Genomic DNA, 19,857 nt, shown 5'->3' on the forward strand with positions numbered 1-19,857 from the left:
GCCGGTCGCGGCGGCCCCGCTAGTGCAGAGTGGCGGGCAAGGGATTGGCGCCGGCCGCGAGGCGCCGCAGCGTCAGCCCGACCGCCCTGCCCGCCTCGGCCAGGATCGGCGCGGCGTCGGCCCGCACCATCAGGGTCGCCAGCAGCATCGCATCCTCGCGCTCCTCCTCGGCCGCGGGCATGAGGAAGTTGGCAAAGCAGGCCGCGCCCCCGCCAAGGCAGCGGCAGCCCGCCTTGTGGTGGAGGAGCGGGCGGGAAACCCCGCGCACGCAAAGGCCCCGGTCCTGCGACCGGGGCCTTCGTCTCTGGTGCGCGGCTGGCTTTCGGGTTTATTCGAAGGCGCTGGCGGGGTAGAACTTCACGTTCTCCCACTTGCCGTCCTTGGCCTGCTGGATCGAATAGGACCCGGCGGGCGTGCCGCTTGCGTCGAAGGCAAGCGGGCCCGAGGCGCCCTCGTAGTTCACGTCCTTGCCGGCGGCGATCGCCTCCTTGCCGGCGGCAAAGCTGCTGACGGCCTCGCCCCCGTCGGCGATGTCACGGATGACCGCGTTGATCCCCTCGCCGGTGCAGGCATCGGCCTTTTCCAGCGACAGCGCGATCAGGTTCGCCATGTCGAAGGAGTTCGCCGCGAACGGCCCCGGCTCCGCCCCGTTCTTTTCCTGATAGAGCGCGTCGAAGGCCTTGTATTCGGGCAACGAGCTGTCGGCGTCGGCAAATTCCACGAAGGCGCGGTCGTTCAGGTACTGCGCGCCCACGGCATCGAATATCTCGGGCACGGCGAGGTCGGCGGTGAAGAGCCACTCACCCTCGAACCCGCCCGCGGTCGCCTCCTTGATCACGGTCACGCCGGATTCCTGGCCACCGGCCAGGTAGATCGCATCCGGCGCATTGGCGAGGACGGAGACAAGCTCGGCCTGGTAGGACGGCTGGCCGGGGTTGTAGATGACGTAGTCGGTCAGTTCGATCCCCGAGGCGGCAAGCTTGTCCTTGGCGACCTGCGCGGGCGAGATCGTCGATTCCTCGTTCTGAACCAGCATCGCCACGCGCTTGTAGCCCTTTTCGCTGAGCCACAGACCCGAGGCCGCGCCGTCGCCGAGGTCGGAGGAAACCGTGCGATAGACATAGTCGCCGCCCAGTTCGTTCAGCGTGATCGTCCCCGCGTAGGGCGACATGATCACGGTCTTGGTGCGCTTGGCCAGATCGACAAGCGCCACCATCACGCCCGAGGTCGGGCCGACGACGGCGACGGCGCCTTCGCTCTCGATCATCTTGGTGGCCTCGCGGATGCCCACCTCGGGGTTGCCGCCGGTGTCGGCGACGACGGTGCGGATCATGCCGCACTTGGTGCCGCCCGCCGCGTTCACTTCGGCCACGCCCAGTTCGACGGCCCCGGCGACGATCTTGCCGAACTCCCCAAGCTCACCCGTCAGCGGCACGAGCACGCCGATGGTGACCTCCTGCGCGGACGCGGCAAGGGTCGAGGCGGCGAAGGTTCCGGCGAGCAGCGTGGATTTGAGCAGCATGCTCCTTATGGTCTGCGTCTTCATTGTCTTGTTCCTCCCTTATGTCGTTACACGTGAACCTGAAGCAGGACTTCTTCCAGGCGGCCAGGTGCCAGCAGCGACCTGGCTTCGAGGATTTCGGAGGTGCGGCCGGCGTCGATCACATAGGCCGTCTCGGAAATGGCGAGGATCTTTTCGGGGTTCTGTTCCACCACCCAGACCACCCCCATGCCCTCCTCGGCCAGTTCGCGAACCCAGGAGACGATGCGGTCGACGAAGATCGGGGCAAGACCCGCGGTCGGTTCGTCGAGGATCAGGATGTCGGGGCCGGCCACCAGCGCCATGGCGATGGCCAGCGTCTGGCGTTCGCCGCCAGACAGGGTCGAGGCCGCCTGATCCGCGCGTTCGGCCAGGATCGGGAACCGGCGCAGCACCTCGGCCACCCGCTCCCCCGCCCCCTCGAAGGCGAGCGAGGAGGCGCGCAGGTTGTCCCTGACCGAGAGGGCGGAAAAGACGTTGTGATCCTGCGGCACGAAGCCGATGCCTTCCTTGCAGATCGAAAGCGCGCTGTGGCCGACGAGAGAGTTGCCGCGATAGCGCATCTCCCCCTCCATCACCGGAAGGTGCCCGGCGATGGTCTTCATCAGCGTGGATTTTCCGGCGCCGTTCGGCCCCAGGACGGCGGTGATCTCGCGCGGCGGCGCGGTCAGGTCGATGCCGTGCAGGATCTGGACCTTGCCGTAGCCCGATTTCAGCCCCTTGACCTCAAGCTGCATGGTCCGCCCCCAGATAGGCAGTGATCACCTTTTCGTCGGCCTTGATCTCTGCCGGGGTGCCTTGCGACAGAAGCTGGCCGTTCTGCAGGACAACCACCCGGTCGGCGATGCGCAAGAGGAAGTGGAGGTTGTGCTCCACCACGATCAGCGTCCGCCCCTCGGCATGCAGATCGACGAGGATGTTCGACAGTTTTGACTGGAGGCTGGGGTCGACCCCGGCGGTGGGTTCGTCCAGAAGCAGGATCTTGGGGTCGCGCACCAGTTGCCGCGCCACCTCCAGCATCCGCAACTCGCCGCCCGAAAGGCTGCCCACATGGTCATTGATCCGTTCGGACAGGCCCACGCGCGCCAGCACCGCCGCGGCCTTGTCCCGCAGCGCGCCTTCGCTGTCCCGCCAGCGGCCGGAGAACGCCATGCCGACGCGTTCGCCTGCGCTGTCGGCGCCGACGATCACGTTGTCGAGCACGCTGAGCGAGGGGAAGGCGCGCGGGGTCTGGAAGGTGCGGCCCAGCCCCAGCGCGGCGATTTCGGACGCGCGCGCTTTCGCAAGGTCCACCCCGTCCAGAAGCACCTTGCCTTCGTCGGGCTTGAGGACGCCCGAGATCAGGTTGAAGGTCGTGGACTTGCCCGCCCCGTTCGGCCCGATCAGGCCGAGGAAAGTGCCTTCGGGGACCGTGAAGCTCAGCCCGTCGTCGCCGCCGACGGCCTTGAGCCCGCCGAAGCGCTTGATGACCCGGTCCACGACCAGCAGATCGCGTGTCATGCCGCGGCCCTCCGTTTCACCATCGCCTCGAACGGTTGCCAGCGCAGGATCAGGATGAAGAGGATGCCAGTGACGATGTCCTCGCCGGCCGCCGCGATCTCGGCGGCGCGCACGGATTCGAAGGGGAAGGCGCGCACGAGTTCCTGAAACCCGACCAGCGCCATGGTGCCGAGGACCGCGCCGAGGATCGTGCGCTCGCCGCCGAGGACCAGCGCGATCCAGACGAAGAAGGTGACTTCGGCGGTGAAGAGGTCGGGGCTGACGAGCGTCGTGATCATGGCGTAGAGCGCGCCCGCAAAGCCGATCGGAACGGCCGAGATCACGAAGACCTCGAACCTGAGTCGCGCGATGTCCTTGCCGATCGCCTCTGCCGCGGTCTCGTCGTCGCGCACGGCGTCGATGGCGCGGCCATAGGGCGAGGCGAGCAGGCGGCGGAAGACGAGCGCGGTCGCCAGCATCAAGAGGAAGGCCGCGCCCGCATAGGCCCAGGCGTCGGGCAGGCCGAGGCTGCCGGGGTCGGGCCGTTCCACGTTGGCAAGCCCGACGGTGCCGTTGCCGATCCGGCGTTCGTTGACCAGAAGCGAATGCAGCATCTCGGCAAAGGCGAAGGTGGTCAGCGCCAGATACTCGCCCCTCAGCCGCAGGGTCGGCCAACCGGTGAGGACGGCGAAGGCCATCGAGGCGACACCCGCCGCCAGGAAGCCTGCCCACCAGGGCCCGTGCAGGCCGACCAGGTACTGGTCCAGGCCGCTCGGCGGTTCCTGCGTGACGATCGCATAGGCATAGGCGCCCGCCGCGAAATAGGCGACGGTGCCGAAGTTGATCATCCCGCCACGCGCGTATTGCAGGTTCAAGGACAGCGTCAGGACCGAGAACAGGCTGCCGAACATGACGACGGCCAGGAAAAGCTGCACGAGGTTCATGACCGCGCCTTCCCCGACAGCCCCTGCGGGCGGACAAGCAGGGCCAGGATCACCACGAGGAAGGCGATCAGCGGCCGGTAGCCCGCCGGTATCCAGTAGACCGACATGTCCATCGCGATGCCGACGATCAGCCCCGCGGCGATCACGCTGTAGAGCGAGCCGAGCCCGGCCAGGATCGCCACGGCAAGGATCTGCAGGATCTGGTTGAAGGCGATGTCGGTCGAGAGCGTCGCGATCAGCGCCAGCATCACCCCCGCCAGCCCCGCCAGCCCCGAGGCGATCAGCCAGGTCGCGCGCGAGGTCTGGCGCACGTCGATCCCGCGTGAGGCTGCAAGCTCGGGGTTCGACGACATCGCCCGGATCGCAAGCCCGGTCTTCGTCCGGTTCAGGAACAGCGCAAGCGAGATGCCGGTTGCCGCCGCAAGTGCCACGACGACCATCTGGTAGTCGGTGATGCGCAGGCCGAAGGCCTTGTAGGAGGTCGCCAGCGGCATGTCGAGCGAGCGGATGCCGGTGCCGATGATGGCGTGCATGACGCCGGCCATGACATAGGCCACCCCGACAGAGGTGATCAGCAGGACCGCCGGCCCGAGCCGGCGCATCGGGTCATAGACCACCCGCCCGATCGCCAGTCCCAGGAATGCCGTCGCCACCACCGCGACCGCGGCCGAGGGCAGGAAGGGCCAGCCCGCCACCGCGTTCAGCCCCCAGGTGATGAAGGCAGAGACGCCCAGCATTTCGGCATGCGCGATGTTGAGGAACCCCTCGACCTGGCGCGTCAGAGAGAATCCGATGGTGGCGAGGATCAGGAAACAGCCTGTCACCACTCCTGTCAGGGCGTACTGCGCCAGCAAGGTCACGTCTCACCTCCCACCTCGCCCGCCCGCGGCTTCCCGCGGGGCGGCCGGTTCGTGTCTGTCCCGGTACTTCGAAGCGCCGGAGTTCAGGCCGGGGTGTACCGTGATCGGTTTCTATTTACGAAGTATGCTCCTCTTTACTGCAAACGCAACGATTTTCTTTGCCCGCCGACACGTCCCGCGAAGGCTGCGGGGACACCACGCTAGAGCGTGCCCATGGGCGCCCGGCTCGCCTCGTTGTTGGCATCGACCATCTTGTTGATCAGGCGGAAGAATTCGTCGCGCTCCTCGTCGGTCAGGGGGGCGATCAGGCGTTCTTGCGCGCGCGCCATCCGGGGACGCACGCCCTTGATGAAGGCGCGCCCCGCCTCGGTGATCTTGACCAGTTTCGCGCGCCGGTCGAACTTCGAGGACTGGCGGGTGAGAAAGCCGCGCCGCTCCAGCCGCCGGATCACGTCGGCCCCGCTGGTGCGGTCGATTCCGACCGAGGTGGAGAGGGTGAGCTGATCCATCTCCTCGCCGCTTTGCAACACGGTCAGGATGGCGGACTGCACCGGCGTCACATCCTCGCTGCCGCATTCCTCGGCGAAAAGGCCCACATGGATCTGGTGCAGGCGCCGGATCAGGTAACCGGGACGGGTCCACAACTCGTCATAGGTGCGACTGCGGACCTTGCCGGGCCGCGGTTCCTTGCCTGGCGTCTGTGACGTTTTGTCCATGTCCACCGCCATTTCCTTGCGATCCGGGACCGGCCTGCGAGTCCCGCATTTCCGGTCCTGTCTTATCACCGCTCGGCCCCCGTCAAACAAGCCTTCACGCGCGCCAAGGGTGTTGCATGGGTGTTATTGTGCAGTATACTTCCTTTGTGGTCCACCCTTTTCGGACCCTCCGGTTTCTGCATGAATGCGCCGGTCGGGCCGGCAGGTTGCGGCGAAGGAAGGTGAACGTGTCTACGGGTATCGGCGAACGCGTCCAGCGCAAGGAAGACCGCAGGCTTCTGAACGGGCAGGCCCGCTTCGTCGGCGACATCCGCCTGCCCCGCCAGTGGGAGGCGGCCTTTGTCCGCAGCCCCGTCGCGCACGGGCGCATCCGCGCGGTCCGCAAGCCCGCAGGGGCCGAGGCGCGCGTCTTCACTGCCGCCGATCTGGCTGATGTCCGGCCGATCCGCGCGCAATCCTCGCTGCCGAGCTACAACGCTTCCGACCAGTATCCGCTGGCCAAGGACAAGGTCCGCTTCGTCGGCGAATGCGTGGCGATCTGCATCGCCCCCACCCGCGCCGAGGCCGAGGACCTGGCGGAACGGGTCGAACTGGAAATCGACGCCCTGCCCGCGGTCGTTGACGCGCTGAAGGCACGCCAGCCCGATTCGGCGCTCCTGCACGAGGAGTGGGGCAGCAACCTGTTCCTGACCACCTTCTTCGACGGCGACATCGACAGCCTGCGCAAGACCGCCCCCGTCGTCATCGAGCGCGAATATTCGACCGCGCGCCAGTGCATGAACCCGATGGAGGGCAAGGGAACGCTCGCCCACTGGGACGAGAAGGCAGGCCAGCTTGTCGTCTACACCTCGACCCAGGTGCCGCACCTGATCCGCACCGGCATTTCGGAATTCCTCGGCCTCGACCAGGGCCAGGTCCGGGTGATCGCGCCGGATGTGGGCGGCGGCTTCGGCTACAAATGCGTGCTCCAGCCCGAGGAGTTGTCGGTGTCCTGGGTCGCGCGCCGGGCCGGCCGCCCGATCCGCTGGACCGAGGACCGGCGCGAACATCTGGTCGCCGGCGCCAACACCCGCCAGCACCACTACCGGCTCACCGCCTTCGCCGACACCCGCGGGCGGCTTCTGGGGATCGACGCGGAGATCACCGTCGATGTCGGCGCCTATTCGGTCTGGCCCTTCACCGCCTGCCTGGAGGCCGCGCAGGCGGGCGGCAACCTGCCCGGCCCCTACGACTTCGGCATCTACCGCTGTCGCACATATTCGGTCGCGACCAACAAGCCCGCCTTCACCCCCTATCGCGGCGTGGCCCGGCCCGGTGTCTGCTTTGCGATGGAATTGACGATCGACGCCATCGCCCGCGCGGTGGGGCGCGAGCCGTCCGAGGTGCGCAAGGAAAACCTCGTCCCGGCAGCGAAGATGCCCTACACCAACGTGACGAAGAAGTTCTACGACAGCGGCGACTACCCCGAAAGCGTGGCGCAGGCCGAAAAGGCCATCGACCTCAAGGGGTTCCGCGCGCGACAGGCGGCCGCCCGCGCGGAAGGCCGGTATCTTGGCATCGGCTTTTCGACCTTCACCGAACAATCCGCCCACGGAACCAAGGTCTTTGCCGCCTGGGGCCTGCCTTTGGTGCCCGGCTACGATCAGGCGATGGTGAAGATCACGCCGTCCGGCTCGGTCGAGGTGCGGTCGGGCAACCACAGCTTCGGCCAGGGGCTGGAGACGACGCTGGCCCAGGTGGCGAGCGAATGGCTGAGCGTCGACGTCAGCCGCATCGGCGTGGTGATGGGCGACACCGGCGTAACGCCCTATTCGACCGGCGCCTATGCCTCGCGCGGGATGGTCATGTCGGGGGGCGCGGTGTCGAAGGCGGCCGAGGTGCTGGCGGGCCGGGTCAGGCGCCACGCCGCGCACCTGCTGCAATGCCGGGCCGAGGACGTGCGCCTTGCCGAGGGCAAGGCCTGGCACGGCGCCGCGCATGTGACGTTCGAGGATATCGCGCGGGCCTGGTACCTGCGCCCCGACCAGTTGCCCGACGACGTGGAGACGGCGGGGCTTGAGGTGACGGAGGGCTACAAGCCCGACATCGACACTGGCGTCTTCACCTATGCGACCCATGCCGCCGTGGTCGAGGTCGACCCCGACACCGGCCGTGTCGCGATCGAGGATTATTTCATCTTCGAGGATTGCGGGCGGCGGGTGAACCCGCTGATCCTCGAAGGGCAGGCCTATGGCGGCGCGGCGCAGGGCATCGGCACCGCGCTTTTCGAGGAGGTGCTTTACGATGCGAACGGCCAGCCGCTGACCTCCACCCTTGCCGACTACATCCTGCCGGGGCCGGCGGAACTGCCGGCGTTCCGCCTTGGCCATGCCGAAACGCTGTCACCCTACACGCGGCACGGGATCAAGGGCGTCGGCGAAGGCGCGGCCATCGCGCCGGGCGGGGCCATCGTCAACGCGGTTAACGATGCGCTTTCCCCCTTCGGCGTCGAGTTGAACAGCCTGCCCGCCACTCCCGAGCGGGTGCTGGGCGCGATCCTGAAGGCGCAGGCCGCGCGGGAGGCTGCGGAATGAAGCCTGCCGCCTTCGAGATGGTCCGCCCCGCCGATGCGCCCGAGGCCGGTCGCGCGCTGGCGGCGGGCGACGGCGCCGTGAAGGTCATGGCGGGGGGTCAGTCGCTGGGCCCGATGCTGAACCTGCGCCTTGCCCGGCCCGAACGCCTTCTGGACATCACCGCGCTGCCGGGCCTTTCCGACTGCCGCGAGACGGCGAGCCATGTGGAGATCGGCGCCGCCGTCACCCACGCAAGGATCGAGGACGGCGACTGCCCGGAACCCATCGCCGGCATGCTGCGCCATGTCGCGGGCGGCATCGCCTACCGCGCGGTGCGCAACCGCGGCACCATCGGCGGCAGCCTCTGCCACGCCGACCCGGCGGCAGACTGGGTGACGGCGCTGACCGCGCTCGGCGCCGGCGTCGTGGCGACGGACGGCACGGGGGCCACGCGCGAGATTCCGATGCCCGCCTTCATGCTCGGCGCCTATCGCACCGCGCTTCGGCCCGACGAGATCGTGACCGCGATCCGCATCCCGCGCCATTCGCCGGCCGCGCGCTGGGGCTACCACAAGATCTGCCGCAAGGTGGGCGAGTTCGCCGACGCCATCGGTGCCTTCGTCGCCGACCCCGAGACGCGCATCTGCCGCGCGGTCTTCGGATCGACCGGGGGGGCGCCGCTCCTCCTGCCCGACCTCGCTGCCCATGCGGCACGGACTGGCTCTCCGGCCGGCCTAACCACAGTGAAGACGGCGCTGGAACACAGCGGGCTATCGCTCTCAGCGGTGAAGATCCACCAGCTTGCCGTCGCCCATCGCCGCGCGGTCGAGGAGGCCCTGGCCGATGTCTGATACGATCCGCCTGACCGTCAACGGCGAAGACTGCACCGCGACCGTTCCGCCCCGCGCGCAACTGGCCGAGGTGCTGCGCGACCACCTCGACCTGACCGGCACGCATCTGGCCTGCGAACAGGGCGTCTGCGGCGCCTGCACGGTGATGATGAACGGCAAGCCTGTCAGGTCCTGCATCACCTATGCCCATGCCTGCGACGGCGCGGTGATCGAGACGATCGAGGGCCATCGCGGCGATCCGGTCATGGACCGCCTGCGCGACGCCTTTTCGCGCCACCACGCGCTGCAATGCGGCTTCTGCACGCCCGGCATGCTGGCGACCGCGCGCGACATCGTCGCCCGGTTCGACGACCCCGACGAGGCGACGATCCGCCATGAACTCAGCGGCAACCTCTGCCGCTGCACGGGCTATGTCGGCATCGTCGCCGCGATCCGCGACGTGGCGGGCCAGCGCCGGACCGAGGGCGGCCGGGCCGAACGGCCCGCCCCGGCCATCCCGGCGCGGTCGCGCAGCTTCACCCGCTTTGACCCGCTGCCGCCCGAAGCCACCCCAGCGCCCGCCGCCGCAGCGGCGCGCGTGTCGGACGAGGGCGGCGCGACGGTGGTGCGCCGCGACTTCACCCTGAACCACCCGCCCGAAACCGTCTGGGCGCTGTTCCGCGACCCGCGCAGCGTCGCCCCCTGCATCCCCGGCGCCACGCTCGAGAGCGTGGATGGCGACCGCTTCCAGGGCTCGGTCGAAATCCGCTTCGGCCCGATCCGGGCGCGGTTCGGCGGGCACGGTACGTTCCGCAACGACGACACCACGCGCGAAGGCGCGATCAGCGGCCAGGGCGATGACAAGCTGGGCAAGTCGCGGGTGCGCGGCGATCTCGGCTATGCGATCGCGCCCGGCACCGATGCCGCCACCAGCCAGGTCCGGGTGGAGTTGCGCTTCGGGATCGAGGGGATGCTGGCGCAGTTCAACCGGCCCGAGCTTGTCGCGGGCTTCGTCGACTACATCCTGGCCCAGTTCGCCGCCAACTGCGACGCGGTTCTGGCCGGCGGCGCGGCCGCGCCCGCCCGCCGGCTCAGCGTCTTCGCGATGCTCTGGGCGGTGCTGAAGGCGCGGCTGAAGGGCCGCTAAGCCCGCCCCTAGTCCACGAAGGCGCGTTCGACGACATATTCGCCGGGGCGGCTGTTCGCGCCCTCGGTGAAGCCACGCGCCTCCAGGAGGCGCTTCATGTCGAGGTTGAGGCCCATCGAGCCGCAGATCATCACGCGGTCCTGGCCGGGGTCGAGCGGCGGCAGGCCGAGATCTTCAAAGAGTTTCCCGCTTTCGATCAGGTCGGTGATCCGGCCCATGCGTTCGGACGGCTCGCGCGTCGTGGTCGCATAGCGGCGGAACTTCGCGGCCGCCTCCTCGCCCACCAGCGGGTCCTCCAAAAGCCGCCGGTGCAGGTCGGCGCCATAGGCAAGCTCGCTGACATTGCGGCAGGTCTGGGTCAGGATCACGGTCTGGAACTTCTCATAGGTCTCGGGCTCGCGCATCAGGCTGGCGAAGGGGGCGACGCCGGTGCCGGTCGAGATCATCCAGAGCGTCCGGCCCGGCAGCAGCGCGTCGAGGACCAGCGTGCCGGTGGCCTTCGTCCTGACGATCACCTGATCGCCCGGACGGATCTTCTGCAACCGCGAGGTCAGGGGGCCGTCCGGCACCTTGATCGAATAGAACTCCAGCTCCTCGTCCCAGAAGGGCGAGGCGATGGAATAGGCCCTAAGGACCGGCTTGCCACCCTCGCCCGGCAGGCCGATCATCACGAACTCGCCTGACCGGAAGCGGAAGCTTTGCGGCCGCGTCACGCGGAAGGAAAACAGCCGGTCGTCCCAGTGGCGGACGCTGAGGACGGTCTGGCCGTCGGGCAAGACGGCGGGGGTCGCGGCGTAGGGGTCTTGCACGGCGTTCATGGGTCACTCCGGTTATCTGGGGGGCGGTCGGGGGGGCTGCCCGGCGTCAGGGGGTCACGCGCAGGCCGTCCACCTCGAAGCCGTCGTCGTCGGGCGCGCGGGGGGGCAGTTCCACGACCGCGCTGCCGGCATCGGCCTCGGGGAAGGCCACCCGCGTGCCGTCAAGCTCGTAGCCCTCAAGCACGTCCCCGGGCGCCTCCGCGCCGGCCGGATAGACCGGCTTTTGCGCATGCGGGGCTTCCGGCGCTTCGCCCGTAATCAGCAGCGCCGCCTTGCCGGGGCGTCCGTTCCAGTCCTCGGCATCGGCGGGCACGGTGCCGATCTCGGTGATGACGGGCCAGCGCGCCGCGTATTTCGCGTTGATCGCCAGCCAAGTCTCAAGTCCCGGCTCGGTATCTGCCCGGATCGCATCGGCCGGGCATTCCGGTTCGCACACGCCGCAGTCGATGCATTCGTCGGGGTGGATGACCAGAAAGTTCTCCCCCTCGTAGAAGCAGTCCACCGGGCAGACGGTGACGCAGTCCTGAAACTTGCAGTTGATGCAGTTCTCGGTGACGACATAGGTCATGATTCACCTCCCGTTTTAGGAAGTATACTTCTTATTTGTCGCCCGCGCAAACCCTTTGCCGCGCCGTCCCGTCAGCCGACGACGGGAACCGGGACCACGTCATAGGCATGCGCGATGGTGCGGTTCAGGACCGGGTCCAACAGCTCGAAGCGAAAGCGCGGGCTCGGGCGCACGCCGCCGATGGCGCCGCAGGTGCCGCCGAACATCAGCACGCCCTCCTCCAGGGCGCCGCCCTCTTCGGCCAGCTTCGCCAGCAACTCACGCGGCGAGATCAGGCCAGCGACGCCGCCATCCTGATAGACGACCTCTGCCCCGTTCTCCTTGATGTGGGAGCGGATGCGCAGCTTGTCCCAATGCCCCTCGACCTCGTCGAGCGGCCAGAACTCGGTCGCCACGGGCTTGTCGCACAGCTGCTTGGCGACCGAGATTCCCATGTGTTCAACCACCCGGTCGGTGTGGTCCGATCCGGCGCCGACCCAGATCCGGCCCTTGTGGTTCAGAAGCACATATTCGACCTCGCCGCTCGACCCCTCGCCCAGCGCCTCGATGGTGTCGGCGGTCGACAGGCGCGACACGCCGACGCGGTAGAAAAGCGGCGTCTTCGAAGGCGGCTGCACGCCGATCTTGGCAAGTTCGTCGATGTGGTGCTGAAGCGCGGCCCGGTCGCGCCCGGTCCAGCCGCCGACGATCACCTTGCGGACGGTGACGCGGTCCCGCTCGGCCCCCTCGCGGGTGGTGAACAGCGCATCGAAAACGACTTGGGCGGGCATGGATGGTCCTTTCGGTCAGTGGCCGCGGATGGTGCCTTCAATCCCGCGCGCGATGGACAGGAGCCGCCGGTCCTCGCCCGTCCGGCCCATCAGCATCGCGCCAACGGGAAGGGTGCCATCGTCGTGGCAGGGGATGGAGATGGCGGGAAGGTCGAGGAAGTTGCCGACCGCCGTGTTGCGCAGGCAAAGCAGGTTGGTGGCGTTGGACACGGCGGTGTCCTTCAGGCTGTCCAGCGTCGGCGGCACGATCTGCACGGCGGGCAGGATCAGCGCGTCGAAGGGCAGCGTCCGCTCGGCCACCAGCGCCCGCATCCGCGCGCGCTCCTCGATCACGCGGATGTAGTCCTCGGCCGTCTGCGAGCGTCCGGCGCCGAAGCGGTCGCGCACCCAGGGGTCGTAGAATTCGGCCCGCGTGGCCAGGTGCGGGGCGTGCCAGGCGTGGGCCTCCGCCCCGACCAGCCCGCCCTTGGCGTTGATCCGCGGCAGGTCGGCGAGTTCGGCAATGGTCAGCGGCGTCAGCCGCACGCCGCGTCGCGAAAGCCGCGTCAGCATCGCCTCGAACGCGGCGCCCACCATGGCGTCCATGTGCTCTGTCACATAGCCGCCAAGGACGCCCAGCCGGAGCCCGCCTTCGGGGAACGACGGCTCATCCTCCCCCTCCCCGCCCGCAAGGACGGAATCGAGCACCGCGCAGCACGAAACGCTGGTCGCCAGCGGCCCGATGCAGTCAAGCGTCTTCGACAGGGGCACGGCGCCTTCGCGCGGGACGCGGGTCGAGGTCGGCTTGAAGCCGACGATGCCGCAGAAGGCGGCCGGGATCCGGCAGGAGCCGCCGGTGTCGGTGCCGATGGCGGCGGGCACCATCCCCGCCGCGACCGACACGCCGGCACCCGAGGACGATCCGCCCGGTATCCGCGCCTCGGCCGGGTCGCAGGGATTGAGCGGCGTGCCGAAATGGGCGTTCAGGCCAAGGCCGGAATAGGCGAACTCGGTCATGTTGTTCTTGCCGACGATGACGAAGCCGGCCCGGCGCAGGTTCCACACGATCGCGGCATCGGCCGCGGCAGGCGCCTGCGTGTCGAGCACCCGCGACCCCGCCCGCGTCACCTCGCCCTTCACGTCGAAGAGGTCCTTGATCGCGATCGGCACGCCGGCGTGGCGCGGCAGCGGCAGGCCCTTCGCCCGCGCGCCGTCGATCCACTCGGCCTGCGCCATCGCCGCACCGGCACAGGTGGACAGGAACGCAAGCCCGCCCTGCCCCGCGGGATCGGCGATGCGTTCCAGCGCCTCGGCCACGAGGGCGGCGCTTGTCACGGCGCCCTTGTCGAGCTTGCGGGCAAGGTCGGTGATGTTCTGGATCATCGGACGGGCACCGGGACAAGGGCAGGCCACCCCCGGGGGCAACCCGCCGCGATGGGGGGAGCTTACTGCGGGTCGTAGTAGTGCTGTTCCATCAGCAGGCAGCCTTCTTCGCTGCGGAAGGGGCCGTGGGGCACATGCGGCGGACGCACGCAGTAGGTGTATTGCCCGAACCGCTCGCCCCCCGTCGGGCCGTCGTTGCCGACCCAGAGATCGCCCTCGATCACGAAGACCTCTTCCCAGTAGTCATGCTCGAACGGGACGGTGGTATAGGTGCCCGGCTCGAACTTCAGAAGCCGCGTGTGCCCGCCCTGGCGGTTGGCCATGTCGAGCGTGCCCGACAGGATCTTCTGCTTGATCCCGGCAGGGTATCCCTTCGGTGTCTCCCAGCCGCTGTCGATGTCGACCTGGTAGAATTCGCGATGGATCTTGTTGACGGCCATGGATGCCTCCCTATTCGGCTGGTTCCTTGTTGAATTTCGGACTGTTGGCGCGGATCGTGTCCATGTTGTTGCGCTGCGTTCCGAACTTGTCGTGCTCGAACACGCCCTCGGGGATGTTGAAGAACCCCGAGGCAAGCTGGGCGGGCGTGGACTCCCGCATCTCGATGGAATCGAAGGGGCAGACGTCGAGGCAAAGCTCGCAGCCGATGCAGCTGTCTGTGTGCACGTCGATCTTGCCCGCCGGGTTCTGTGACAGTGCCTCGTAGAAGCAGACCTGGATGCAGATGTTGCAGGTCGGGTTCTTGCAGGTGTCCTCGTTGACGACCGCGTGCATCCGGTTCTTGGAGAACTGTTCGGAATAGTCCTTGACCGAGCGCTGCGAGGCGAGGCCGATCATCTCCTCCACCGTCTCGTAGCCCTTTTCGTCCATGAACTGCTCGACCCCCTCGATGATCTTGGGCAGCCACTTGATGCCCTTGACCATGAGGATCGAGCCGACCTGCACGATGGTCGCCCCCGCCATCAGGAACTCGATCACGTCCCGGTGGTCGAAGATGCCGTTCGAGCCCGAGATCGGCATGCCGAGGTCTTCGTGGATGCGGTGCACCCAGCGCAGCGACAGGGGCTTGACCCAGGTGCCGCCGATCCCGGCCGGGCCGCCGATGCGCGGCTGGCCCGTCTCTATGTCGACGACAAAGCCGGTGTGGCGGTTGATCGCGGTCACGCCCGCCGCCCCTGCCTCGCGCACCGCCTTGGCCACGGCGAGCGGCTTCGACTGGTCCGGCGTCAGCTTGACGATGACCGGGATGCCGACGGATTCGCAGACCTGGCGCGTGACCTCGTAGGCCACCTCCGGCTCCTGCCCGATCATCGAGCCACCGTGGACGCCGGGCATCATCGCCGGGTGCGGGCAGCCGAAGTTCAGTTCGACCATCGGCAGGCCGCAATCCTCGATCGTGCGGCAGATGTCCTTCCAGCCGTTGATGTCCTTGGCGCCGGCGCTGCCGATCAGATGGGCGCCACGGTCGGCTGCGTATTTCTGGGTTTCCTTCAGATCGGGGATCCAGTCCTTGTAGTAGGTGCTGGAATAGCCCGACCGGCTGTAGAAGACGAAATCGCGCGCGGGCTTGCCGCGGATGATCTCGCCCTTGGCGTTCATCACGCAGTACTTCGAGTTTTGCGTCAGCCGCGCCATGTCCTCGATATCGGTCAGCGTCTTGATGATCGCCCCCGACGCGCCCGCGTCGAAGCATTGGCGCATCAGGTCGGGGCTGTTCGTCGTTTCGAGCGACGCGATGATGACGGGGTTTTTGAACTTCACTCCGCAGAAGTCGACGCTCATGTCGGCCATTTGGTTCCTCGCGCGCTGATTCGTCCCTGCATCGCTCGTTCATGGGCGATTATTAGGTAGTATACTCCTTTTATTTGACCCGACAAGACTGTTGAACCGCCGCCGGAACCCAATGACAAGTCATTGCCATATAGAGGAAATTTCCGGGAATACCGGCGGACGCCCAGGTTCGGCGCGGCGGGATGGCGGGGAATGCGGCTCAGCCCTCCGGCAGGTCCGGGGGGATGTCCACGCCGGGCAGCCAGGGCTTGATGTCGAGAAGCGGCGTGCCGTCGAAGGCGTCGAGCGCATCGACCTCGACCACGCCGGCGGCGGCATCGACCGACAGCACGGTGACCGCGGCAAGCGCGATCGGGTTCGGCCGCGCGGGCGAGCGCAGGGCGAAGGTTCCGCGCGGGTCCGGGCGGTGGCTGGGCGCCTGCACCAGAAGGTCGCGCCGCGCCCCGGCCATCCAGTAAAGCAGAATCACCTTCGCGCCCGCCTCCAGCCCCGACAGTGCCGGCCGATACTCCGGCCGCACCCAAGCCGAGAAGCGCCCCGCCTGGGCGCGCGCCCTTACCCGCGCCTCGGTCAGGTTCTTCGGGCAGTCGCCCTTGCGCCAGGGGGTGGAAAGGTGGCCGATGAAGGCCACGCCGGCATCGCTGCGCAGGGCCGGGTCGAAGGGGGCGCGGATCTCGCCCGGCCGCGGCGGGTCGAAGCCCGCGTCACCCGCCGGTCCGTCGTCTGCCCCGGCCATGATCCCCCCCCGATGTCCCTGCCGATTGCCCCGTCCGAAGCAGTCTCGGCCAGAAGGGGCGCCTGCGCAAGACGGGCCGCGTCAGGGCTGCGCGGGGGCCGCCGTGCCGTGGTCCGCATGGCCGTGGCCCTCGGCGCCGGGCGGGTCGATCATGAACTCGACCTCGACCCGGCCCGCCGTCTCGAAGATCAGCGTGGCCGGCACCATCTCGCCCTCGCTCAGCCGCACCTTCAACCCCATCAGCATGATATGCAGGCCGCCGGGCTCCAGCACCACCGTGCCGCCCGCGGGGATTTCGACGCCGTCCTCGACATGGGCCATGGTGGCGACACCCTCGGTGCCGATGCGGGTTTCGTGCAACTGCGCCTTCGCGGCAACTTCGGTCTCGATACCGATCAGTCGGTCAGGGTGGCTGCCGCCGTTCGCGATGGCCATGTAGCCCGCCGCTGTGGCCGCGTTCGGCGCAGGCTGCGGGATGTTCGGATGGATGATCTCGATGTCGCCGGCGCTGACACCGTGGGCCACGGCGGTGCCGGCAAGGCCAAGAAGGAGGATCGCGGCAAGAACGGATTTCATGGTGTTTTCCTATGAAGAAGCGCCGGGCGGCCCGTCGGTGCGGTGGCGGCCATCGGCGCGAAGACGGGGAAGCGGCGGCCGGGACCGGCGCCGGGCAACGCGAAAGGGTCAGGCCGCCGGAGGGGCGCGCAACCGGTGCGCCGGGTCGATCGGGCCGGCGGAGGCGACGATCACGCACGGGGCGGTCGCCGGGCCGCCGATCCTCAGGTCCGCGTCCGCGGGGGAGCGAGCCGCATCCGGCAGCAGCGCCGCGCCCGCGACATGGCAGGCCGGGCAGCCGTCGTGATCGGCGCGGCCATCACCGTCGGCATCGCCGCAGATCGCCGCGATGTCGCCCCCCGCAAGCGCGAAGGACTGAAGCGCCGAAAGGGCCGCATCCGGAACCGGGCGCGCCAGCCCCGCCATCGCCAGGGCGAGGACAAGGACGGGCCGGAGGACGACCCCGGAAATGACGCTGCGCAGGAGGTGAGCCATGGGCCACGATTGCCCGCAGACGCCGGCAAATGCAACCGCCACGGGTGCCCGCCGCCCTGCCCGGCGCGCGGCCGCCCTTGCCCCTGCCCGCGAATCCGCCGATCCTTGGGGCACACCGCTTCAGACCCCGAACAGGGAGAACCGCCATGGCCGCCACCCCGCCCGTCTGCGATTTCGGCTGGAAGGCCCCGGCCTTCTCGCTTCCCGCCACCGACGGCAAGACCTATGCGCTGTCCAACGTGGCGGGGCCGAAGGGCACGCTTGTCATGTTCATCTGCAATCACTGCCCCTACGTGCTGGCCGTGCTTGACCGCATTCTGCGCGATGCGCGCGATCTTCAGGGGCTGGGAATCGGCGTCGCCGCGATCTGCGCGAACGATGCGGTGGCCTATCCCGACGACAGCTTCCCCGAGATGCGCCGGATGGCCGAGGCGAAGGGTTTCCCCTTCCCCTATCTGCATGACGAATCGCAGGCAGTGGCGCGGGCCTGGGGTGCGGCCTGCACGCCGGATTTTTTCGGTCTGAACGCGGCGGGGGAGTTGCAGTATCGCGGCCGGCTTGACGCCTCGGGCCGCATGCCGGGCCCGGCGGACGCCCGGCGCGACCTTTACGAGGCGATGAAGGCGATCGCCGAAACCGGGCGCGGACCGGCCGAACAGGTGCCCTCGATGGGCTGCTCGATCAAGTGGAAGGTAGCGTGAGCGGCGCCATCGTCTTCGACCTCGACGGCACGTTGGTCGACAGCGCCCCCGACATCAGGGCTGCGCTGAACCGGGTGCTTGCCGGAGAGAACGCGGAACCCGTCACCCTGGCCGAGACGGTGTCGTTCGTCGGCCACGGCATTCCGCAGCTTGTCCGCCAGGCGCGCGAGGCGCGCGGCCTTGGCCCGGACCGGCAGGATCCGATGACGGCGGCCATGCTGGCCGGCTATCTGGCAGAACCTGCGGCGCTGACACGCCCCTACCCCGGTGTGACGGCGTGTCTGGAACGGCTTTGCGCGCTGGGGCATCCGCTGGGGCTTTGCACCAACAAGGCGCTGGCGCCGACGCTTGCCATTCTCGACGCGCTCGACCTTGGCCGCTTCTTCGGAGTGGTCATCGGCGGCGACAGCCTGCCGCAGAAGAAACCCGACCCCGCCCCCCTGCACGCCGCCTTCGCCGCGCTCGGAACGCCGCTCCTCTATGTCGGCGACAGCGAGGTCGACGCCGCCACCGCCGAGGCGACGGGCGTCGCCTTCGCGCTGTTCACGAAAGGCTACCGCAAGGCACCCGTAACGGCGCTGCGCCACAGCTTCGCGTTCGACCGCTTCGACGATCTGGCACGCCATCTCGACGGGCGCGCGGCCCTGTCGCCGACCGCCGGCTGAGCGCCGCGGGGGCGGCGGGGGCTCCCCCCGAAGCCCGTATCGGGGTGACCTGGTTGCCGCTGCGTAAAGCAGTTGGGCCACCCACGCTTTCTCCTTGGCAAGCGACGGTTTGGGACGCTAACATTTCGCCGCGTGGGCGCTCATCACGCCGCACGAGACAAACCCGGCAGTCCGATGGCGGCCGGCACAACGTCCAAGGGAGATAAGATGAAAACCATAGGTGCCACCGCAGCGGCATCACTTGCTGCGCTGATGATGACGACCGGCCTCGTCTCGGCCCAAAGTTTGGCCGAACTGGAAGCGGCCGCGAAGGCGGAAGGCATGCTCACCACCATCGCCCTGCCCCATAGCTGGTGCGGCTACGGCGACGTGATCGCGGGCTTCAAGGCGAAGTACCCCGAAATCGAGGTCAACGAACTGAACCCCGACGCGGGTTCGGCCGATGAAGTCGAGGCGGTGAAGGCCAACAAGGACAACAAGGGGCCGCAGGCACCGGACGTCGTGGATGTGGGTCTTGCCTTCGGTCCCTCGATGAAGGACGAGGGGCTCCTGCAGCCCTACAAGGTCTCGACCTGGGACGAGATCCCGGATTCGATCAAGGACGCCGAAGGCTACTGGTACGGCGACTACTATGGCGTGATGTCCTTCATCGTGAACAAGGACCTTGTCGCCAACACGCCGGCCGACTGGGCCGATCTGCTCAAGCCGGAATATGCGGGCCAGGTTGCCCTCGCCGGTGATCCGCGCGCCTCGAACCAGGCCATTCTCGGCGTTCTGGCCGCGGGCCTGTCGACCGGCGCCGCCTCGGGCGAGGCCGCGGGCAAGGCCGGACTCGACTACTTCGCCGAACTCAACAAGGCCGGCAACTTCGTGCCGGTGATCGCCAAGGCCGGCACCATCGCCCAGGGCGCGACGCCGATCGCGATCGCCTGGGACTACAACGCGCTGGCCTGGGCGGACGAGCTTGCCGGCAACCCGCCGGTCGAGATCGTCGTGCCGTCGACCGGCGTTCTGGCCGGCGTCTACGTCCAGGGCATCTCGGCCTATGCGCCGCATCCGAACGCGGCCAAGCTGTGGATGGAATACCTCTATTCGGACGAAGGCCAGAACCTGTGGCTGAAGGGCTACTGCCACCCGGCGCGCTTCAACGCGATGGTGGCGGCCGGCAAGGTGCCGCAGGAGCTGATCGACGCGCTGCCGCCGGCAGCGTCGTACGAGGCCGCCTACTTCCCGACGCTTGACGAGGTCAACGCCAACAAGGCGGCCGTGACCGGGGGCTGGGACGCCGTCGTCGGCGCCAACGTGCAGTAACGGGCGACCGTTCATCG

The 19,857-nt window shown here is 68.4% G+C and carries 21 protein-coding genes and 1 pseudogene; 6 read left to right on the forward strand and 16 right to left on the reverse strand.

Annotated features, from left to right (window positions below):
• Positions 1-19: 19 nt before the first annotated feature.
• The 7 genes from N5I32_RS07165 to N5I32_RS07195 form a co-directional block, all read right to left on the reverse strand.
• Positions 20-268 carry a hypothetical protein gene (locus N5I32_RS07165; RefSeq protein ID WP_261494708.1) on the reverse strand — a complete coding sequence of 83 codons (249 nt, stop codon included), beginning with the start codon at positions 266-268 and terminating at the stop codon, positions 20-22.
• A gap of 60 nt (positions 269-328) precedes the next feature.
• Complete coding sequence (locus N5I32_RS07170) at positions 329-1,546, reverse strand: ABC transporter substrate-binding protein (protein WP_261494709.1); 1,218 nt, start codon at positions 1,544-1,546, stop codon at positions 329-331.
• Between the two features lie 23 nt (positions 1,547-1,569).
• The gene (locus N5I32_RS07175; protein WP_261494710.1) at positions 1,570-2,277 is read right to left on the reverse strand and encodes an ABC transporter ATP-binding protein; all 708 of its coding nucleotides are present in this window, start codon (positions 2,275-2,277) and stop codon (positions 1,570-1,572) included.
• Complete coding sequence (locus N5I32_RS07180; protein WP_261494712.1) at positions 2,267-3,040, reverse strand: ABC transporter ATP-binding protein; 774 nt, start codon at positions 3,038-3,040, stop codon at positions 2,267-2,269. Before N5I32_RS07180 ends, N5I32_RS07175 begins: the two co-directional genes overlap by 11 nt.
• Positions 3,037-3,963, reverse strand: a complete 927-nt coding sequence (locus N5I32_RS07185; protein WP_261494714.1) for a branched-chain amino acid ABC transporter permease — start codon at positions 3,961-3,963, stop codon at positions 3,037-3,039. The genes N5I32_RS07180 and N5I32_RS07185 overlap by 4 nt, the downstream gene beginning before the upstream one ends.
• Positions 3,960-4,823: a branched-chain amino acid ABC transporter permease gene (locus N5I32_RS07190; RefSeq protein ID WP_261494715.1), complete on the reverse strand. Its 864-nt coding sequence runs from the start codon at positions 4,821-4,823 to the stop codon at positions 3,960-3,962. The genes N5I32_RS07185 and N5I32_RS07190 overlap by 4 nt, the downstream gene beginning before the upstream one ends.
• 200 nt (positions 4,824-5,023) lie before the next feature.
• Positions 5,024-5,539 (reverse strand): MarR family winged helix-turn-helix transcriptional regulator, encoded by a 516-nt coding sequence (locus tag N5I32_RS07195; RefSeq protein WP_261494716.1) that lies wholly within the window; start codon positions 5,537-5,539, stop codon positions 5,024-5,026.
• A 227-nt stretch (positions 5,540-5,766) separates the two neighbouring features.
• On the opposite strand from N5I32_RS07195, the gene N5I32_RS07200 reads away from it, so the two are divergent.
• From N5I32_RS07200 to N5I32_RS07210, 3 genes are read left to right on the forward strand one after another with little or no spacing between them, the layout of a single operon-like run.
• Entirely contained in the window at positions 5,767-8,112 is a 2,346-nt protein-coding gene (locus tag N5I32_RS07200; RefSeq protein ID WP_261494717.1) for a xanthine dehydrogenase family protein molybdopterin-binding subunit, read from the forward strand.
• A complete protein-coding gene (locus tag N5I32_RS07205) occupies positions 8,109-8,942 on the forward strand; it encodes an FAD binding domain-containing protein (protein WP_261494718.1) in 834 nt (277 codons plus the stop codon). Before N5I32_RS07200 ends, N5I32_RS07205 begins: the two co-directional genes overlap by 4 nt.
• On the forward strand, positions 8,935-10,068 hold the full coding sequence (locus tag N5I32_RS07210; protein WP_261494720.1) for a 2Fe-2S iron-sulfur cluster-binding protein: 1,134 nt from the start codon (positions 8,935-8,937) through the stop codon (positions 10,066-10,068). The genes N5I32_RS07205 and N5I32_RS07210 overlap by 8 nt, the downstream gene beginning before the upstream one ends.
• An 8-nt stretch (positions 10,069-10,076) precedes the next feature.
• Here N5I32_RS07210 and N5I32_RS07215 read toward each other — a convergent pair whose 3' ends face one another.
• From N5I32_RS07215 to N5I32_RS07255, 9 genes and pseudogenes are all read right to left on the reverse strand, one after another.
• Positions 10,077-10,886, reverse strand: coding sequence for a ferredoxin--NADP reductase (locus N5I32_RS07215; protein ID WP_261494721.1), 810 nt, complete (start codon positions 10,884-10,886; stop codon positions 10,077-10,079).
• Positions 10,887-11,157: 271 nt separating this feature from the next.
• A pseudogene (fdxA, locus tag N5I32_RS07220) lies at positions 11,158-11,454 on the reverse strand (ferredoxin FdxA); the annotation flags it as partial.
• 71 nt (positions 11,455-11,525) lie between these two features.
• Positions 11,526-12,224: a DUF2848 domain-containing protein gene (locus N5I32_RS07225; RefSeq protein ID WP_261494722.1), complete on the reverse strand. Its 699-nt coding sequence runs from the start codon at positions 12,222-12,224 to the stop codon at positions 11,526-11,528.
• 15 nt (positions 12,225-12,239) lie between these two features.
• Positions 12,240-13,586 (reverse strand): amidase, encoded by a 1,347-nt coding sequence (locus N5I32_RS07230; protein ID WP_261494723.1) that lies wholly within the window; start codon positions 13,584-13,586, stop codon positions 12,240-12,242.
• 62 nt (positions 13,587-13,648) lie between these two features.
• Positions 13,649-14,026 carry a cupin domain-containing protein gene (locus tag N5I32_RS07235; protein ID WP_261494724.1) on the reverse strand — a complete coding sequence of 126 codons (378 nt, stop codon included), beginning with the start codon at positions 14,024-14,026 and terminating at the stop codon, positions 13,649-13,651.
• A gap of 10 nt (positions 14,027-14,036) precedes the next feature.
• The gene (locus N5I32_RS07240) at positions 14,037-15,377 is read right to left on the reverse strand and encodes a 4Fe-4S dicluster-binding protein (RefSeq protein ID WP_261494725.1); all 1,341 of its coding nucleotides are present in this window, start codon (positions 15,375-15,377) and stop codon (positions 14,037-14,039) included.
• Between the two features lie 199 nt (positions 15,378-15,576).
• Positions 15,577-16,113, reverse strand: a complete 537-nt coding sequence (locus N5I32_RS07245; RefSeq protein ID WP_261494726.1) for a TrmO family methyltransferase domain-containing protein — start codon at positions 16,111-16,113, stop codon at positions 15,577-15,579.
• An 81-nt stretch (positions 16,114-16,194) separates the two neighbouring features.
• Positions 16,195-16,689: a copper chaperone PCu(A)C gene (locus tag N5I32_RS07250; RefSeq protein WP_261494727.1), complete on the reverse strand. Its 495-nt coding sequence runs from the start codon at positions 16,687-16,689 to the stop codon at positions 16,195-16,197.
• Positions 16,690-16,797: 108 nt separating this feature from the next.
• Positions 16,798-17,163, reverse strand: a complete 366-nt coding sequence (locus tag N5I32_RS07255) for a hypothetical protein (protein ID WP_261494728.1) — start codon at positions 17,161-17,163, stop codon at positions 16,798-16,800.
• A gap of 146 nt (positions 17,164-17,309) precedes the next feature.
• Between N5I32_RS07255 and N5I32_RS07260 the strand changes: the two genes are divergently transcribed.
• The 3 genes from N5I32_RS07260 to N5I32_RS07270 all read left to right on the forward strand — a co-directional run bounded on the left by N5I32_RS07260 (position 17,310) and on the right by N5I32_RS07270 (position 19,840).
• Complete coding sequence (locus tag N5I32_RS07260; protein ID WP_261494729.1) at positions 17,310-17,864, forward strand: thioredoxin family protein; 555 nt, start codon at positions 17,310-17,312, stop codon at positions 17,862-17,864.
• Positions 17,861-18,529 (forward strand): phosphoglycolate phosphatase, encoded by a 669-nt coding sequence (gene gph / locus N5I32_RS07265; protein ID WP_261494730.1) that lies wholly within the window; start codon positions 17,861-17,863, stop codon positions 18,527-18,529. The genes N5I32_RS07260 and gph overlap by 4 nt, the downstream gene beginning before the upstream one ends.
• A 207-nt stretch (positions 18,530-18,736) precedes the next feature.
• The gene (locus tag N5I32_RS07270; RefSeq protein ID WP_261494731.1) at positions 18,737-19,840 is read left to right on the forward strand and encodes an ABC transporter substrate-binding protein; all 1,104 of its coding nucleotides are present in this window, start codon (positions 18,737-18,739) and stop codon (positions 19,838-19,840) included.
• Positions 19,841-19,857: the final 17 nt, after the last annotated feature.

Origin of the sequence: Albidovulum sediminis (assembly GCF_025380365.1) — a bacterium.
Lineage (GTDB): Bacteria > Pseudomonadota > Alphaproteobacteria > Rhodobacterales > Rhodobacteraceae > Albidovulum > Albidovulum sediminis.

What these genes read in the sequence shown, in the direction of transcription:
- N5I32_RS07205 (WP_261494718.1), top strand. Translation starts at nt 8,109, where the DNA reads ATGAAGCCTGCCGCCTTCGAGATGGTCCGCCCCGCCGATGCGCCCGAG.
- N5I32_RS07215 (WP_261494721.1), bottom strand. Translation starts at nt 10,886, where the DNA reads ATGAACGCCGTGCAAGACCCCTACGCCGCGACCCCCGCCGTCTTGCCC.
- N5I32_RS07250 (WP_261494727.1), bottom strand. Translation starts at nt 16,689, where the DNA reads ATGAAATCCGTTCTTGCCGCGATCCTCCTTCTTGGCCTTGCCGGCACC.
- N5I32_RS07245 (WP_261494726.1), bottom strand. Translation starts at nt 16,113, where the DNA reads ATGGCCGGGGCAGACGACGGACCGGCGGGTGACGCGGGCTTCGACCCG.
- N5I32_RS07260 (WP_261494729.1), top strand. Translation starts at nt 17,310, where the DNA reads ATGGCCGCCACCCCGCCCGTCTGCGATTTCGGCTGGAAGGCCCCGGCC.
- N5I32_RS07225 (WP_261494722.1), bottom strand. Translation starts at nt 12,224, where the DNA reads ATGCCCGCCCAAGTCGTTTTCGATGCGCTGTTCACCACCCGCGAGGGG.
- N5I32_RS07235 (WP_261494724.1), bottom strand. Translation starts at nt 14,026, where the DNA reads ATGGCCGTCAACAAGATCCATCGCGAATTCTACCAGGTCGACATCGAC.
- N5I32_RS07175 (WP_261494710.1), bottom strand. Translation starts at nt 2,277, where the DNA reads ATGCAGCTTGAGGTCAAGGGGCTGAAATCGGGCTACGGCAAGGTCCAG.
- N5I32_RS07195 (WP_261494716.1), bottom strand. Translation starts at nt 5,539, where the DNA reads ATGGACAAAACGTCACAGACGCCAGGCAAGGAACCGCGGCCCGGCAAG.
- N5I32_RS07240 (WP_261494725.1), bottom strand. Translation starts at nt 15,377, where the DNA reads ATGGCCGACATGAGCGTCGACTTCTGCGGAGTGAAGTTCAAAAACCCC.
- N5I32_RS07210 (WP_261494720.1), top strand. Translation starts at nt 8,935, where the DNA reads ATGTCTGATACGATCCGCCTGACCGTCAACGGCGAAGACTGCACCGCG.
- N5I32_RS07180 (WP_261494712.1), bottom strand. Translation starts at nt 3,040, where the DNA reads ATGACACGCGATCTGCTGGTCGTGGACCGGGTCATCAAGCGCTTCGGC.
- N5I32_RS07255 (WP_261494728.1), bottom strand. Translation starts at nt 17,163, where the DNA reads ATGGCTCACCTCCTGCGCAGCGTCATTTCCGGGGTCGTCCTCCGGCCC.
- N5I32_RS07170 (WP_261494709.1), bottom strand. Translation starts at nt 1,546, where the DNA reads ATGAAGACGCAGACCATAAGGAGCATGCTGCTCAAATCCACGCTGCTC.
- N5I32_RS07230 (WP_261494723.1), bottom strand. Translation starts at nt 13,586, where the DNA reads ATGATCCAGAACATCACCGACCTTGCCCGCAAGCTCGACAAGGGCGCC.
- N5I32_RS07270 (WP_261494731.1), top strand. Translation starts at nt 18,737, where the DNA reads ATGAAAACCATAGGTGCCACCGCAGCGGCATCACTTGCTGCGCTGATG.
- N5I32_RS07185 (WP_261494714.1), bottom strand. Translation starts at nt 3,963, where the DNA reads ATGAACCTCGTGCAGCTTTTCCTGGCCGTCGTCATGTTCGGCAGCCTG.